Annotated in this window: 15 protein-coding genes; 11 read left to right on the forward strand and 4 right to left on the reverse strand. The window is 50.3% G+C overall.

Annotated elements, in window-relative coordinates; all coding sequences use genetic code 11:
* Positions 1–24 precede the first annotated feature (24 nt).
* Positions 25–1,230 carry an MFS transporter gene (locus tag EKM99_RS06980; protein WP_125582241.1) on the reverse strand — a complete coding sequence of 402 codons (1,206 nt, stop codon included), beginning with the start codon at positions 1,228–1,230 and terminating at the stop codon, positions 25–27.
* Between the two features lie 240 nt (positions 1,231–1,470).
* Between EKM99_RS06980 and EKM99_RS06985 the strand changes: the two genes are divergently transcribed.
* The 6 genes from EKM99_RS06985 (at position 1,471) to EKM99_RS07010 (ending at position 7,087) form a co-directional block, all read left to right on the forward strand.
* Positions 1,471–2,061, forward strand: a complete 591-nt coding sequence (locus tag EKM99_RS06985) for a flavodoxin family protein (RefSeq protein ID WP_125582243.1) — start codon at positions 1,471–1,473, stop codon at positions 2,059–2,061.
* Positions 2,058–2,711 (forward strand): NAD(P)H-binding protein, encoded by a 654-nt coding sequence (locus tag EKM99_RS06990; protein WP_125582245.1) that lies wholly within the window; start codon positions 2,058–2,060, stop codon positions 2,709–2,711. The genes EKM99_RS06985 and EKM99_RS06990 overlap by 4 nt, the downstream gene beginning before the upstream one ends.
* Before the next feature lie 20 nt (positions 2,712–2,731).
* Positions 2,732–3,184, forward strand: a complete 453-nt coding sequence (locus EKM99_RS06995; protein WP_125582247.1) for a MerR family transcriptional regulator — start codon at positions 2,732–2,734, stop codon at positions 3,182–3,184.
* 82 nt (positions 3,185–3,266) lie between these two features.
* On the forward strand, positions 3,267–4,850 hold the full coding sequence (locus tag EKM99_RS07000; RefSeq protein ID WP_125582249.1) for a cation:proton antiporter: 1,584 nt from the start codon (positions 3,267–3,269) through the stop codon (positions 4,848–4,850).
* Between the two features lie 129 nt (positions 4,851–4,979).
* Positions 4,980–5,615, forward strand: coding sequence for an NAD(P)H-binding protein (locus EKM99_RS07005; protein ID WP_125582251.1), 636 nt, complete (start codon positions 4,980–4,982; stop codon positions 5,613–5,615).
* Positions 5,616–6,097: 482 nt separating this feature from the next.
* On the forward strand, positions 6,098–7,087 hold the full coding sequence (locus EKM99_RS07010; protein ID WP_125582253.1) for a GW dipeptide domain-containing protein: 990 nt from the start codon (positions 6,098–6,100) through the stop codon (positions 7,085–7,087).
* Positions 7,088–7,221: 134 nt separating this feature from the next.
* On the opposite strand, the gene EKM99_RS07015 is transcribed toward EKM99_RS07010, so the two are convergent.
* Positions 7,222–7,404, reverse strand: a complete 183-nt coding sequence (locus EKM99_RS07015; RefSeq protein ID WP_125582255.1) for a hypothetical protein — start codon at positions 7,402–7,404, stop codon at positions 7,222–7,224.
* A 278-nt stretch (positions 7,405–7,682) separates the two neighbouring features.
* Between EKM99_RS07015 and EKM99_RS07020 the strand changes: the two genes are divergently transcribed.
* Both EKM99_RS07020 and EKM99_RS07025 read left to right on the forward strand, forming a co-directional pair.
* Entirely contained in the window at positions 7,683–8,159 is a 477-nt protein-coding gene (locus tag EKM99_RS07020) for a flavodoxin (RefSeq protein WP_164511550.1), read from the forward strand.
* A gap of 69 nt (positions 8,160–8,228) precedes the next feature.
* Positions 8,229–9,272, forward strand: a complete 1,044-nt coding sequence (locus tag EKM99_RS07025) for a zinc-dependent alcohol dehydrogenase family protein (protein WP_125582259.1) — start codon at positions 8,229–8,231, stop codon at positions 9,270–9,272.
* A 206-nt stretch (positions 9,273–9,478) separates the two neighbouring features.
* Here the strand turns inward: EKM99_RS07025 and EKM99_RS07030 are convergent, their stop codons facing one another.
* Together EKM99_RS07030 and EKM99_RS07035 are read right to left on the reverse strand one after the other, a co-directional pair.
* Positions 9,479–11,284, reverse strand: a complete 1,806-nt coding sequence (locus EKM99_RS07030) for a UvrD-helicase domain-containing protein (protein WP_125582261.1) — start codon at positions 11,282–11,284, stop codon at positions 9,479–9,481.
* Positions 11,285–11,555: 271 nt separating this feature from the next.
* Positions 11,556–12,146 (reverse strand): NAD(P)H-dependent oxidoreductase, encoded by a 591-nt coding sequence (locus tag EKM99_RS07035; protein ID WP_125582263.1) that lies wholly within the window; start codon positions 12,144–12,146, stop codon positions 11,556–11,558.
* Positions 12,147–12,259: 113 nt separating this feature from the next.
* On the opposite strand from EKM99_RS07035, the gene EKM99_RS07040 reads away from it, so the two are divergent.
* The 3 genes from EKM99_RS07040 (at position 12,260) to EKM99_RS07050 (ending at position 15,044) form a co-directional block, all read left to right on the forward strand.
* Complete coding sequence (locus tag EKM99_RS07040; protein ID WP_225419811.1) at positions 12,260–12,829, forward strand: Crp/Fnr family transcriptional regulator; 570 nt, start codon at positions 12,260–12,262, stop codon at positions 12,827–12,829.
* A 311-nt stretch (positions 12,830–13,140) separates the two neighbouring features.
* Complete coding sequence (locus tag EKM99_RS07045) at positions 13,141–13,455, forward strand: hypothetical protein (RefSeq protein ID WP_125582265.1); 315 nt, start codon at positions 13,141–13,143, stop codon at positions 13,453–13,455.
* Positions 13,455–15,044 carry an ATP-binding cassette domain-containing protein gene (locus EKM99_RS07050; RefSeq protein ID WP_125582268.1) on the forward strand — a complete coding sequence of 530 codons (1,590 nt, stop codon included), beginning with the start codon at positions 13,455–13,457 and terminating at the stop codon, positions 15,042–15,044. The genes EKM99_RS07045 and EKM99_RS07050 overlap by 1 nt, the downstream gene beginning before the upstream one ends.
* The last annotated feature ends 266 nt before the right edge of the window (positions 15,045–15,310 follow it).

The raw sequence follows: 15,310 nt of genomic DNA on the forward strand, positions 1-15,310 counted from the left end.
AACTGTCAACGCTTGCAGCTTTTGTTAGTAATCTAATTGTGGTGAAATTTTCCCAGAGACTATAATGATTAATGAAAGTAGTAGGTATCCAACACCACCAATAAAGAAAAAGAAGCGAATTCCCAAGCTGTTAATTAGAATTGGAATTCCTAACAAGCCCACTGGTTGGCTCAAGTTGATCAGAGAAAAGTAGCTGTTTGAAACAGCCGCCAGATTCTTACTCTGGATTTTTTGCTGAAGTATCGTTTTGGAAGAAATGTTGAAGAAAGGGAGTGCGCCTCCCAATAACAGCAGACCTAGCAAGGAGCCAAATAGGTTTCTTGATTGACCAAATATCAAGAATGCAATTGGAACTTGGACGATTGCGATACGAATGAATGTGTGAATCTTAACTCTCGTGGAGAGGAATCGATAAACGACAGAACCTAACAGGAATCCGATGGAGAAGAGAGATTCCATGATACCAGTTAATTTAGTGTTGCTAAATATTTTTGCGGCCATTTGCGTAAAGTAGACATCATTAGGCGCAAGCAAAATATTGAAGAGGAGTGCTGTAGTTAATACCGGTATAAGTGCTGGAACTTGTTTGAGTAGCTGATGGACCAGCCCTAAGCCATTCCAGATGGTCTCTTTGATTTCAACCTGTGTTCGAGCAGCTGTTGTTGGTTTCTTGGTTACCGTAACAAGCTTCGTGAGTAATCCAGCAACAATTAAATAGGAAAGAAAGTCAAATAGAAATAACGTGAATAGGGGGATTAATGTCATTAATACTGTGACTAATACGCCGGAAAAGAGATTGGCACCCATCCTTGCTGTACTAATAGCCGCGTTAATTTGATTGAAGGTGGCGGAATCGAACCACTCTACGGTGAGCTTAGTGACAACGGGATCAAAGAACGCTGAACAAATATCATATAGAACGGCACCGGCAACGAGAAGTGAAAACACTCTTATTTTAAAAAATGCACAGGCCAACAGCAAGAAAACAGCAGCACTCGATGCGAGGCAACTCGCAATGAGTAGTTTTTTGAGCTGAGGGTTCTTATCAACGAAGTACCCAATTGGCGCTGCTAAGAGGATTTCAGGTACAAACAATGTGAACGAAAAGATGCCAATGTACAAAGCGTTATGGAACCACGTGCTGATTAAAATAAGTAGCGCTATTCTGGAGAATCCGGTTCCAAAGTTATTCACGAATTGGCTGATTAGAATAATGTTCTTGTTATTCACGCTGCAGTCCCCCTCTCTGTGTAGAAGACAATAGCACTAAAAATGCTTTAACTTGAGTTTGCTTCACAAATTTAATTGATAAGTTTTCTGTATTATCAGAGTGAAAATAGGGCTGTATAAAAGAGTACGGGGATACAGAAAATTTTTTTGTCTAAAAAAATTTCACCTTTCCCCTTGCCTTGAAGTACACATGAAGGTTTATTCTAGGGTCATCAAAGCGTTAGGAAGGGAGCAAAATGCATGACAAATCGTTTACCGAAAGGCCGCGGGGCCCAATCCGACGGGGCGGACACCAATGCTAGCCATCAGCCGGTTCGCCAGGTAACGCCGGGTGCGACTACCCTGATCGTTTACTTTTCACGCAGTGGCAACACGGAAGCGCAAGCGCGGACGGCGGCCCAGTATCTAGGCGCCGACAGCTATGAATTAGTCGTCGCTCACCCGTATCCGGTTGACTATCGCGCCAGCGTGGACCGGGCGACCCGGGAGCGGGAAAATCGCGAGTGGCCCGCGCTACTGACCGCCGACCTGCCCGACCTCAGTCAGTACCAACTGATTCTGTTGGGCCACCCCATCTGGGCCATGACCCCGGCGAATCCCATGCGGCAGTTTTTAGAACAGTTCGGCAACCAATTGGCGGGTAAACGGCTTGCCTCGTTTGCGACCAACGCTGGTTACGGGGCGGGCGACACCCAGCAGGTGCTAGCCCGGCTGACGCCAGCGTCGACCGTCGTTTTGCCCAATTATAGTATTCAAGATGTGCATTTAGAACGGACCGTCAGCGCGTTCAAACGCTGGCTCGACCAGACAAAAGGAGAGTCTTCATTATGACAAAAAATGTTTTAATTTTAGCAGCGAACGGCCAGATTGCCCGGTTGGTGGAACACCGACTCTTAACGGAAGCGGCTTTTCAGGACGTCAACTTAACCTTGTTCTTGCGGGATGCCAGTCGCTTAGCCGACCTGCAAGCCAACCCGCGGGTGACGCTGATTGACGGCGACATTACCGATGCCAGCGCCGTCAGTGCCGCCATGGCCGACCAAGACCTGGTTTTCGTGGCCGTGGTGGATCACGATGGCCAGAACCGCTTGACCAAGAGCGTGATTGCCGGCATGCGGGCCAACCACGTCGACCGGGTGCTGTTTACCAACGTGCTCGGGCTCTACAATGAAGTCGGCGGTGAATTTGGTCGCTGGAATTTGGCATCGATTGGTGCCGGGATGGCGCCAGCGCGGCAATCCGATGCACTCTTGGCGGCGTCTGGCTTGGACTACACCACGTTGCGCCTGCCTTGGTTGAACGACCGCGGCGTCAGCTACACCGTGACCACCAAGGATCAGCCGTACGAAGGCGTTTCCGGCTCCCGGGCGAGCGTGGCGGACGTGGTGGTGAACATTATTTCCGACCCATCGCGCTACAGTCGTGATAGTATTGGGATGGCGGACCCGGCAACTGCGGGCCAAGACCGGCCAGTGTACTAAATTAGAGGAGCTGAAATGCAATGAACATTAAAGAAGCGAGTGAAAAAACGGGGGTCTCCTCCGCAGCTATCCGCTACTACGAGAAGGAATCCCTGATTCCCGCGATTGATCGGACCGAGGTGGGCAACCGCGATATTGACGACCGCATCATTCGGCGTATCCGCTTCGTGACCCAGATGCGGGCCGCGGGGATGAGTATTGAAAATCTGCGTCGTTACATTCAACTATTTGATGCCCAAGAAGATAACACGAAGGAACAAAAGGCGTTACTGCAGGAACAATTGGCCGTGATGGAAGAAAAGCGCGACGATCTGCAGTCGGCGATTGACCATCTGAATTACAAGCTCAACCACTTCTACGATCACATGGAAACGACCGAAGAAGAATTGCGGGCCCTGGAACGGGAACACGCCGACCAGGTGGCCCAGCAGGATGATGGCAAGGCCAGCGACGGCTTTGATATGAATGATTAATGATTGTGGGCAGCTATCTTTCAGGGTAGCTGCCCTTTTGCGGTATGATAGAAGCAAATAGACTTTAGTGGAGGCCAGACGGATGGGATTAATGACATCGAGCTTTGTGTTACTGTTGACGGTCGCGGTGGCGAACCTGGTGGCGCAGTGGGTGCCCCGCATTTCCAAGACATACCTCGCGCTCTTGGCAGGGATTATTGTGGGTCTGATTCCCGGCTTGAATCGACAGATTTTGGGATTTGAAAATGAAATCTTCATGCTGCTGATCCTGGCGCCGCTGCTCTTCTTTGAGGGACAGCTGACGCCGATGGTTAAGGTGGGCAAGGGGATTCCCAGCATTCTGGGGACGGCGTTTGCCCTAGCGATTGGGTCGGCGGTGGTTGCCACGGTCGGCCTGCACCTGGGCTTTGCGGTCAGCCTGCCCGTCGCCTTGATCATGGTTGCCATCAGCACGCCCACGGACGCCACGGCGTTTGAATCCGTCGTGACTGGCCGTAAATTTAGCGCACGACTGGGGAATCATTTGAAAATGGAATCGCTGTTTAACGACGCGACCGGACTGATTCTCTTGCAAGCCGGCCTGATGTGGCTCCAGACTCGCCACCTCTCATTCGGGCAAAACGTGGGCCAACTCGTGGTGTCCGCCGTGGGTGGGGCAGTCGTCGGCGGCGTCCTGGCCTTCGTTGTCATGCTCTTTCGCCAACAGATCGTCCGCACGGAATCCAACGTGGTGTCGTCGCAAACGCTCATTTACTTGCTCACGCCAATTATCATTTATTTAATTGCCGAAAAATTAGCGGTGTCCGGGATCATTGCCGTGGTCGTCGCTGGCCTGGTTCACAACGGCGAGGCCAACAGTAGTCGCTTTACGGCCCCGCGGCAGATGTACTTAGGCGTTGAGCTGATGAACTTTATTGCAGAAATTTTAAACGGCGCCGTCTTCGTGATTCTGGGCATCAGTCTGGAACGCATCGTCCGCCAACAGTATCAGCAAATGTTCCAGTCGCTGCAGTGGCTCTGGCTGGGGTTGGCGGCATACGGCCTGCTGGTGGTGTGCCGCGTGGGATACGCCTACCTGTTTATTGCCAAGCGGCAGTGGCGTCCTAGCTGGTTGTTTGCGTTGGGCGGTGTGCACGGTACCGTGACGCTGGCGATGACTTTTTCCATTGTTAATGCGGTCAGCGCGGCGCAGTTCCAACAGATTATTTTGGTTGAAACGGTGGTCATCATCGTCAGCATGCTCCTGCCGACCGTGCTGTTCAAATGGCTGTTGCCACAGGATGGGGATGCACTGAGCAAGCCAGAAATTTTAGCACGGATTCGCCAACAAATGACAGCCGTGGGCGTTGCCCGGGTACGCGAATTGGACCTGGATGCAGCGGTCAAGTACACGGTTATTTACGACTTGCAGGACCAAACGAAAGCCAACCCGTTGCGCGCGTTTCTCCGGCGGTGGCGCGGGATGACCAGTCACCATCAGGCCATCAGTATCCTGCAGAGTCGTGATCAACGGTGGGCAATGATGCAGGCGTTTGCCAGCGAACGGGCCTTTTTGGCCGACCAAGCACGCCAACACGTGGTGGAAGTCAGCCTACTCCATGACATTTACACGGAAGTCCTAATGGCGGAGGCGCTGGTGGTGGATCCGGCCAGCCAGATGGTTTGAGTGGCCGTGTTAAATATAAAAGTTGGTCGGGGCCTTTCCGGTATCATCGGGAAACTTGTTTGCGAGCTATGGCTTGTCTTCGAGTCCACTCGAAGGTTTAAAGTAAGACTATCGAAGGAGTGATGAAGGATGAAAATTTTAATTTTAGGTGCGTATGGACAAATCGCCCGGCTGGTACGAGAACGCCTGCTAAAGGAAACCGATGCGGAGTTGACGCTGTACTTGCGGCGGGCCGACCGGTTGCAGGACGTGGAGCCGGCGCGCGAGACGGTGGTTGCCGGGGATGTTAACGACTACGCGTCACTCAAAGACGCCATGGCCGGGCAAGACCTGGTGTTAGCGGACTTGGGCGGTAAATTTGAACCGCTAGCTCAAAACATTGTGCGGGCAATGACGGCAACTGGCGTGAACCGGTTGATCTACATCACCGGGCTGGGCCTGTACCACGAGTTACCGGCGAAGTTTGACACCTGGCTGGAGCGGTCCATCGGCCACGAAGTTATGGAAGACACCCGGCGCGCGGCCCAGTTGATTGAGACCTCTCCCATTGATTACACCCTCATCCGGGCTGGCTACATGACCAACAACGATGAGGTCGATTACGAGCTGACGGAGAAGGGCGAGCAGTTCAAGGGCACCACGATTTCCCGGTTGAGCATCGCCGACTTGATTGTGAAAATCATGAAGGACCCGACCCTACACAGCCGCAGTAGCCTGGGGATTGCGAAGGCTGGAACGGATGGTGATAGTCCGGTTTACTTGTAGCGTTTGGTATCGCTGAATATGTGTGAAAAGCACCGCTGGTTTATCCTTTGGGATAGGCTGGCGGTGTCTTTTTTGAGGAGAAAATGGGCGACGCGTATCGGGAATTCAAAATTATTTTTGGTGAGGAATAGTTAGTGAAAAAAATTCTCGCTAGGATTGTAAGATGAGGGGCGCAAGGGATTGGGGGAGGAACAATTCGAATCATTTATTGAGCAAACAGATTTTGTAGCTGAATACTCACCAACCGTAACGTTGACTTCGAGAATATTTAAGACTAATTTGTAAAGTGTAGAGGTACTCACACTTTTGGCGATATGAGCATACTTGACGTTGCGTGGCTGATAAGGGCAATGGGGCTACTGGGCAAAGCATACATACGAGTAGTACAAGAAATAAATGAATGGAATGGAAAATATGTGCGGGCTTCCAATGCACACCAGTATTCGATTAAACAATTAATTAGTAGATAGGTGGGATGGTAAATGAATAATCATTATTTTTTTAGAACGGTTGAACTTCTAATTGCTACATTGTTTTTTCTGGGATTACCACAGGGAAACGCATCGGCGCAAGCCAAGTCTCAGACCTACGGCTATGTTCTTAACTCGGGCAAGGTGTCGATGTACACAGTCAAGTCATCTATGTGGTCTGCGACTAAGCATAAGAAGCACAGTACCCAGACAATTTACTTCAAGCACGGTGAACTGACTCACCGGGGTGTACGGTATATTGGTCTGCAACGTCAGGCGGTGACCTGGACCTTTACTAACGGACAGGCTAAACCCAAGCAACGGAAGACAGTTTACGTTCGCCAGCGTTCGGTAAAGCGGGTTAAAGCGGTTTTGACGCAAGCGAAAGTCAAGCGTACGCCAGTGACTTTGAAGTCCAACCGGTATAACTTTTGGAATCAACCGCGGGGGACCCAGCAAAAAGTCCGGGAACAACATCGCGGGTCCAATTATCGGTTCCGCACATTGTACGTTACAGAAAAAATGCAAACACGCTTACATGGCACCTTTATGAAGGTAGTTACACCGACTGGGAAAAAGCTGGGATGGATTTACGCGGGGGCGTTAACTGCTGGCAAGTATGAAGACCCAATCGCCTTTCTGACCCACGGGAGTAAACTGACTAAGAACGTTTGGGTCAACCCCAAAAAGTCCCGCATTAAGGTTGCCGCGTTAAGCCAAGACAATGAACTGAAAACACTGATCGTGCAGGGTGAAAATAATGAGGCCACGGTGATCAATGTGAATACAATTCACGATACTTACTTTGTGTTAAGAAGTAATCGGACGCAGTCAACGCTTAGATATACGAGTGACAAGATGTATAATGAAAACTTCTATAAGTATGGTTATATCGGTATCAAAGATAATCGGGTTATTTTTTTAAAGTTTTTCTTTGAAGATTGCACCCATGGGTCAGAAATTACGGTAAATTTGCAGGGACAGCTACATCAAGATTTTTAGAGTGAAATCGCATTTTGCAGTTCCTCAAAATCACAAAACCTCAATTCGGTTATGCTGGATTGAGGTTTTGTGATTTGCTGGTTCTTTAGAGTGGCTTACTGTGTTGGCAACAATGATGAACTTTGGCTGAACCATTAGCGGACAAACCCCTTTTGATTGATGGTTTTCTTCTGTCGCTCACCTAAAACGTAGTTGTAAAGTGCCAACAAGACGGCCTTTTTAGCCGGATCTTTTTCGTATAGGGCGCCGTTTAATAAATCGTTCATATTTGTTTTATCGGCGGTCTTGAAAACACTGTCGATATTATTGGTAGCCATCTTTAAATCACCAAGCTTTCTACAAATTTAAACCCATTATAGCTTATTTCTGAGTAGGTTGGGAAATGATCAGGTTTTGAGATAGAAGGACGATGATTAATGCTAGTGGAAAGTGAGTGGCCAGGATTAATAGTCTAAATACTTGAAAAAGAGGCGCCTTTCAAAATAATAGGCTGGATTGGCGCGTAATTTCCATTCCCCCAAAAATAACCCTTGCCTTCAACCTACTGCAAGGTTGTATGCTTAGAGCAACAACAAATGCAAAGGAGATCTTTCGGATGGCAACAAACGTTTTGATTGTTGATTACTCTTGGTCCGGCACGACGGCAAAAATGGCGGCGCTGCTCCAACGGGTGACGGGTGGGACTGCGGTGGACCTGACCGTGACTGCGGGCACCTTTCCCAGCGACATGTTTGCGACGGCCGACACCGCTAGTCAACAGCTCGCCAGTGGGCAGTTGCCAGCGTTGACCAACGCGTTACCCGACTTGCGGTCGTTTGACACCGTGCTGGTTGGTGGGCCCGTTTGGGGTGGCACCGTCGCCACTCCCGTACGGCGTTTCTTAGCACAGCTACCAGGCTTCAGCGGTACCGTGGCGCCGTTTTACACGGATGCCGGAACGCCGGGCAACTATGAGGCGGACTTTGCCAGCCTGGTACCCACGGCGAAAGTGGCTGCTGGGATTGGTCTCACGGCTGGTGAATTGCCCACGGCCGAAGCAGCCCTGACCACTTGGTGGACCCATTTGGCATAAAAGCTTGCCCTGAAGTGGGCTTAAAGGTATAGACTAAGCGTAACAAATAGAAAATGGAGGAAATATCTTATGAAAACAGCAGTCTTCGTTGAACCAGGTAAAGTCGAGGCACAAGAACTCCCCAAACCAGCCGTCAAGAACCCAACCGACGCTGTACTTAAAATTGTGCGCGCCTGTGTCTGTGGCTCCGACCTGTGGTGGTACCGCGGGATTAACGATCGCCAGAAGAACACACCGGTCGGCCACGAAGCCATTGGTATCGTGGAGAGTGTCGGCAGCGCTGTGACCAACGTCCAACCGGGAGACTTTGTCATTGCTCCCTTTACTCACGGTTGTGGCCACTGTGCCGCTTGTTTGGCCGGCTTTGATGGCAACTGTGAAAACGCGCAGACTGACGACGAAATCGTTGGCTATCAAGGGGAATATCTGCGTTTCAGAAACGCTGATTGGGCCTTGGTCAAGGTGCCTGGCCAACCTAGCGACTACACGGATGCCCAACTGAACGACCTGTTAACGCTGGCCGACGTGATGGCGACCGGCTACCACGCCGCCGCAACCGCCGAAGTCAAAGCGGGCGACACGGTCGTTGTCATGGGTGACGGCGCCGTGGGCCTCTGTGGTGTGATTGCTGCCAAATTGCGTGGCGCAACGCGGATCATCGCCATGAGTCGGCACGCTGACCGGCAAGCGTTGGCCACTGAATTTGGCGCGACCGACATCGTGGCTGAACGGGGCGACGAAGCCGTTGCACACGTGATGGCACTGACGGATGGCGCTGGGGCCGATGCCGTGCTCGAATGTGTCGGCACGGAACAGTCTGTGGATACGGCCGTGAAAGTTGGTCGCGCCGGCGCTGTGGTGGGCCGCGTGGGGGTTCCCCAGAAGGCTGAAATGAACACCAACAACCTGTTCTGGAAGAACATTGGTCTGCGTGGGGGGATTGCCTCCGTTACCACGTACGACCGGGCCGTGTTGCTGGACGCTGTTTTAACTGGTAAGATTCACCCCGGCAAGGTCTTCACGCAGCGCTTTGACCTGGACCACGTGGCAGAAGCCTACGCGGCGATGGACAAGCGGGAAGCGATTAAGTCTTTGTTAGTGATTAGTGAATAGGTGAAATGTAGGCGCGGACTGAATGGTTCGCGCCTTTTATAATGCAAATTATAGCGACTTTAAAGAATACTGGGAAAATGCGGTTTATGTCAAGAGGTAAAAATCAAAGCGGTGGCATTGTTATATCTTTGTTATTAATAACGAAAAACAATTCCTCCTAAAAATGAGTCTCGACAGTAATCGCCGGGACCCATTTTTTAAGCAATTCAGCTAATAATCAAATCCTTAGTTCCCCGCGAAGCCGCCACGTAGCGGCGGTGGTCGCCGAGATCAGGCGCGTTGTAGAAGGCACTATCCCAGTCCGTCACGACGGCGGTGTCAAATTCTAGTCCCTTGGCGACCGCCAGAGCCATGACGTTGATGCCGGGCCGCACCGTCCGGGTTGCCGTCGCGGTTAAGAATTGCGCGTTGGGCAGTTGCCGGGCCAAGGCGCTCGCGGCCGCCGTGGTTGGCGTTAGTACGCCCAGACTCTGGCTCGCTGGCAGGGTGTTAGTCGTTAGAAAATCCAACAACTCTCCCGGGGCCACGCGCTTTGGCCGGGTCCCTTCCGCCTGAACGGCCTTAATTTTCGGTTGCCAACTGCCGGCGTACTGGGCAAAGAAACGGGTGATGGCGCCGGTCGCGCGGTAGCTAGTGGTCAGGTGCAAGGTCACCGTTTTTGCCGGCTCAAAGTAGCTCGCAATGTCGGTGGCCGTGCCGGTCAGGCGTTGCCGATGGTCGCCCACAATCGTGATTTCAGCGTTGTGGTAGAGGGTCGTAAGAAACAGCCAACTGGCCGCGTCGTAGTCCTGGGCCTCGTCAATGAACAGGGCGGCGGTCATGGTTTGCTGGTAGGCGGTAAATTGCAGTAGTAGGTACAGTCGATCGTACGCCGTCAACTGCGGGAGGCCGAGGTCATGGGCAAAGGTAGTCCAGTCCAGCCACGCGCTAACGTCGGCCGGAACCTGGTCAGTGGCGGTCAACCAGCGCCAGGCCCGCTGCATGCGCTTCAACAGGCTGGCGTGGCTACTGGATTGGTCGTAAGCCACCGGTAACAGGCCCGCTGGCGTTTGGTCGTACGGTTGTTGCAGCAGGGTGGCCAGTTGTGGCAGGTGGTTGTCTGCCGTGGTGGTAATGGTCAAACCAAATCGCCGGCCCCAGGATTGCACCAATTTCAGGTAGGGCGTACTCAGGGGCTCGGCCTCGCCCAACGCTGGCAGAACGCCGCGAATGTAGCGGCTAAAGGCCGTACTGGGAGTCAAAATTAAGATGTCGGCGGGCGTCCAACTTTCACGGTGGCGGTACAGTTGGTAGGCCACCCGTTGCAGGAGCACGGACGTCTTGCCACTGCCGGCGACCCCGTCCACAATCACGACGGGGTGCGTGCTCTCACGGATGATGGCGTTTTGTTCCTGCTGGATGGTGGTGGTGATTTCCTGGAGGCCGCCGCTGCGGTTACCAGCTAGGACTTCCAGCAACAGGGGATCGCCAATCGCCGCGTGGGTGTCGACGGTCTTCACCAGGTGGTCGTGGTCGATGACAAATTGTTGGCGCCCGACCACGGTGACCGGAATAGCGCGGTCATTGGCTTGATAGCTGGTCGCCCCCGTCCGATTAGCGTAGTATGCGTCAGCCACCGGAGCCCGCCAATCGTAGACCAGGTCGTGGCTGTGCTCGTCGGTGTACCCGACCTTGCCGAGGTAAAGGTCCTCGGCATCCCCGTCGCCAAAGTCCAGCTGGAGCTTGGCAAAGTAGGCCTGAGGTAACAGCAAGTTTGCGTGCGCCAGCCGGGTGACGGCCGTATCGTGGCGGGCATTCAGGGTATCAATTTGCCGGTTGTTGGCCTCGATGCTGGCAAAGGTATCCAGCTGGTCGCTGAAGGTTCCTAGGTCGAGGTGGCCCTCACTGCCCAGCGCCCGTTTCATGGTGCGCGCCGTTTCGGCCAGGTCCGCCAGTTGCGTCGTGAGTTGCTTACGATCACGGGTTAACCGCCGATAGATTTTCTGCAGATGGTGTGCCTCTGATTGTGCCATCCAATCACCTCCGAGTCCCTTAGTTTACGCGCTTTTGCGGCAATGACCAGTCTGTTTTTGCGCTGGGGAACATGGTATAATAACTATGGGGGAAAGCGTGAGGGACTGGTGTGGTGACCGACTTCACGGCTACTGACTTGTTATTGATTGCTAATCTCCCGTAAACAATAGTTATCAGGCTTAACATCTAAAAAATAGTCATTAAATGAACATTGATAAACAAAAAGGCACACATTAGCTTTCATTAGTTAATGTGCGCCTTTAATCATTATTAAACACTAAACTTTTGTAAAAGCTGTTCCCGTTGCTGCAGCGACTTCTTCTCCACCTGAGCAAAGTTGTGCCATTTAAAATGCCATAGCCGGGTCTTCAGGAAGGTGCCACGGAAGAGCAACTTGGCCAGTGGGGCTCCGAACAACAGGCGGTAAGCCAGGTTGGGCGTGCCCATGGTGGTGATGATGTCAATTCGCGGCTGCTTGGTCAGCTTGGTTTTCATGGTCTGCGCGTCGTACAGTTGGCCCTTGGCGTAGACTTTGTCGAGAAAGCCCTTGGTCATGGCGGGCATGACTTCCCACCAAACGGGAAACATGAAGATGATCCGGTCAGCGTTGAAGAGGCGTTGCTGGTAGTCGGCGACCTGGGGATCCGTCGCCCGGCCGCGCCGCCAGTTACTCAGGTCTTCGGCGGACATGACCGGGTTGAAGCCGTCCGCGTGGAGGTCGATCAGGTCGACGTCGTTGTGTGCTTGCCGTTGTTGCGTCATGACCCGTTGCAGCAAAGCCGCGAGAAATGACCGGTGATGGGGAACGTTGTTGCCAGCGGTAGCGGTGTAGGGATGATCAAAGATAATAACAGTTTTCATAGGAAAGACCTCGTTTTAATTTCATAGGATTAATTGTTAAAACGAGTATAGGTGCCGTCAGCCATTGCGGCATTAACAAATGTTAATTCGAGTGGCCAAAGGAGCATTGACGCATGGAAATGCCGGCATACCTTGCACAGAAATTACCAGAAATAGCGGAACACTGGCCGGAGCTGCACGACCTATTTGTGCCGAAACAAGTGCCTGCGGGAACCACATTACTGGCCGAAGGTGACGTGGCCACCACGGGCTTTATCGTCGTCCACGGGGCCCTGCGGCTGTGGCACAACAGCGATGGCCGCGACATCACCCTGCAATTTTTCTTTGAAAACCAAGTGGTGTCCTCGTTTGAAAGCTTCTACCTGGGCCAACCCAGCGGATTCTCCATCGAGAGCTTTGAGGATTCGGCGGTCCTGATGCTCAGTAAGGCCGATTTCGACCGGATTCGCCAGAAATACCCGACGATTGAACCGGCCATCACCCGCTTTGTTTGCGAGCGGTTCATCGCCTACCGCAACATCTTTTTCGATCAGCTACAGCACTCACCCGTCGAGCGTTACCAACAATTAGCGGCGGACGAACCGGAAATTATCGCGCGGGTCCCGCTGCATTTAGTGGCGTCTTACCTGGGGATGACGCCCGTGTCGCTGAGCCGGATTCGAACGCGGTTGAACGACAATTAAGGTGGAATAGCTAAACTAGATGTCTGTCTTGGAGAGGAAGTGAAAAAGGCTTTCTCTCGAAGCTCGGCAAGAGAAGCGAAATACTGAGCCGACGCAACAGCTATCTGGATGACGCCAACTGAAGCGACAAAAGCAAATCATGGCGATCTGCGTGACAACATCACGTATCCTTTAGAAAACTTCACACAGCTACCAGACCATGGAAAGGGAACGGCATCCTCAAAAGTTGAGGATTGCCGTTCCCTTAGTTTTAATAAAATTATCTCCCTTCAAATTTTCAACGACAATTGAACTAACCAGAGGGACGCTTGGTGTGCCATCTGATTGACCCAGATAGTAGTCCCATTGTATTCTCGAATCAATCTACAGAAAAACGAACCAATATTTCTAACGGGGATGTTTGGATTTCACTGGTGTTGAATTATGTGGAAGGTTTTCAATCACATAATCAAGAAACGCTAGTAAAAACCATCATTAGCGAATCAACCAATATGGGTGATGGAAGTGTAGGCTGGTCTGTGCCAGGAAGTTTTAGAAGAGTAGGGGATTCTTTTTGGGAAGGAAATACGGGAATATTTTACGCATTGATTATGTACTGTATGTCTGGGAAACAAGGTGAAGTGTAATGATAGTCTGGAAATATGGCAGAAAGGACTTATTTGTGACGCTTCTGGTACTAGATGTAGTCGTGGCGTTGCAAAATGTATTTTTGGCTTTCGTAACTAGTTACTTTATTCAGTCAGCTACTAGCAAGGATATGAAACTCTTTATCGAGGTTGCTTCAATAGCAGTTGTTGGATTCGCAATAATATCTATTGTGAATTGGCTCCATGTCTCGCTGGTTAATAAAATCATACGGCAAGTAAATGTTAATATTAAGCGGAGAACGGCAAGATATTTATTGAATGTGAGTAGGCAAAGCACCACGGCAGAGTCAATTTCGAAGATGACCGGTGATTTAAAACTACTTGAGACAAATGGTATTTCAAACGAACTCAAGATCGTTGAGCAACTTTTGACAATTTTGGGTGCGATTGCAGGAGGAATCTATTTTGACAGCCTGACGACTTTAGTCTTTGTCTTAGGGAGCCTGGTCCCGTTGGAACTTTCTCATGCACTTCAGAAGCGAATACAAGTCGAATCAAAAGATTGGTCTGAAAGCAACTCTCAATATATCTCAGCGTTGAAAGATATATTGGCCGGATCAACAACTATTCGTCTTTATCTGATTGAGAAGCTTTCAATGAGAAAAGTCGACGAAAGAGTGGAAAAACTGGAGCAAAATTTATGTAAGATGAATGGAAGTATTGGACATGTTGGCGTATATACGACCTTTGCGGCACTAACTTTAGGGGTAGTCATGCCGTTTGGATTCGGTATTTATCGAACTATTTCTGGAGCAATCACGTTAGCTGCATTTATGGGCGTCGTACAAATTTCTAATAGTATTAGTAATCCTCTAATGAGAGTCATTTCTGAAGTTAATTCTATCCAGACAACCGTGCCAGTTCGGAACTTTGTCGGCAGTGTATTCGATAATGTGGTGCCAGATGAGGAAGATGCGAAATTGCTTTCGCATGAATCGTTTACAAGCTTAGCGCTGAATAAAATTCGGGTTGTTAAACAGGATAAGGTGATTATAGATACAATGTCGCTTGACGTGAGTGCTGGAGAAAAAATTTTGATAAAGGCGCCATCAGGGTATGGAAAAACAACCCTGTTGAAAGTTTTGATTGGTGAACTAGGAATTGATTCTGGTGAGTACATTTTGGATGGAAAAGTAGTCAATAACCCAGATGATCGAAAGATTAGAGAGAAGTTTAGCCTGATAAATCAGGAACCGTTCATGTTCAATGATACAATTGCATTCAACATAACTCTTGGAGAAAAGTTCAAGGAGAGTGAGTTATTAAGTGTAATTGAAAGGGTTGGGTTGCGAGATTTAGTTGATAAGGATGGATTAAACTACCTTGTTGGTGAGAACGGCGGAAACTTGTCAGGCGGACAAGCACAACGTATCGAAATTGCCCGAGCGCTAATTAGAAATCGACCAATCGTCTTGGCCGATGAAGTAACTAGTTCACTGGATGAGAGATCCAGCCAACAGGTCCATAAGTTACTGTTGAGTGGAGAGTTTACCCTCATTGAGGTGGCGCATCATATAGATTCAAAAACAGAAGGATGTTTTGATCGTGTAATAGTCTATGGAAATTAAGCATAAACTAAACGCCAATTTTCATTCAGCCGAGTAAGAAGGAAAGACTGAAACAATCAGTGACTTTTAAGTTGCAGAAATGAGTTTTCGAAAAAATACAGTCTAAATAACCAGCAACCAGGGAATGCTTTTCCAGGTTGCTGGTTATTTGCTTGCGTGATCTTTTAGCGGTTTGGCCCCCAAAAAAATAAAATCAAATTCCCTCTTGCCTTAAAGTCCAGGTGAAGGTCTAAACTCCTAATCATTCACTAAAAGACGAGAGGTAA

Source organism: Levilactobacillus cerevisiae (assembly GCF_003946245.1).
In the GTDB taxonomy this organism is placed as follows: Bacteria; Bacillota; Bacilli; order Lactobacillales; family Lactobacillaceae; genus Levilactobacillus; species Levilactobacillus cerevisiae.

What these genes read in the sequence shown, in the direction of transcription:
- EKM99_RS06985 (WP_125582243.1), top strand. Translation starts at nt 1,471, where the DNA reads ATGACAAATCGTTTACCGAAAGGCCGCGGGGCCCAATCCGACGGGGCG.
- EKM99_RS06990 (WP_125582245.1), top strand. Translation starts at nt 2,058, where the DNA reads ATGACAAAAAATGTTTTAATTTTAGCAGCGAACGGCCAGATTGCCCGG.
- EKM99_RS06995 (WP_125582247.1), top strand. Translation starts at nt 2,732, where the DNA reads ATGAACATTAAAGAAGCGAGTGAAAAAACGGGGGTCTCCTCCGCAGCT.
- EKM99_RS07000 (WP_125582249.1), top strand. Translation starts at nt 3,267, where the DNA reads ATGGGATTAATGACATCGAGCTTTGTGTTACTGTTGACGGTCGCGGTG.
- EKM99_RS07005 (WP_125582251.1), top strand. Translation starts at nt 4,980, where the DNA reads ATGAAAATTTTAATTTTAGGTGCGTATGGACAAATCGCCCGGCTGGTA.
- EKM99_RS07010 (WP_125582253.1), top strand. Translation starts at nt 6,098, where the DNA reads ATGAATAATCATTATTTTTTTAGAACGGTTGAACTTCTAATTGCTACA.
- EKM99_RS07015 (WP_125582255.1), bottom strand. Translation starts at nt 7,404, where the DNA reads ATGGCTACCAATAATATCGACAGTGTTTTCAAGACCGCCGATAAAACA.
- EKM99_RS07020 (WP_164511550.1), top strand. Translation starts at nt 7,683, where the DNA reads ATGGCAACAAACGTTTTGATTGTTGATTACTCTTGGTCCGGCACGACG.
- EKM99_RS07025 (WP_125582259.1), top strand. Translation starts at nt 8,229, where the DNA reads ATGAAAACAGCAGTCTTCGTTGAACCAGGTAAAGTCGAGGCACAAGAA.
- EKM99_RS07030 (WP_125582261.1), bottom strand. Translation starts at nt 11,284, where the DNA reads ATGGCACAATCAGAGGCACACCATCTGCAGAAAATCTATCGGCGGTTA.
- EKM99_RS07035 (WP_125582263.1), bottom strand. Translation starts at nt 12,146, where the DNA reads ATGAAAACTGTTATTATCTTTGATCATCCCTACACCGCTACCGCTGGC.
- EKM99_RS07040 (WP_225419811.1), top strand. Translation starts at nt 12,260, where the DNA reads ATGGAAATGCCGGCATACCTTGCACAGAAATTACCAGAAATAGCGGAA.
- EKM99_RS07050 (WP_125582268.1), top strand. Translation starts at nt 13,455, where the DNA reads ATGATAGTCTGGAAATATGGCAGAAAGGACTTATTTGTGACGCTTCTG.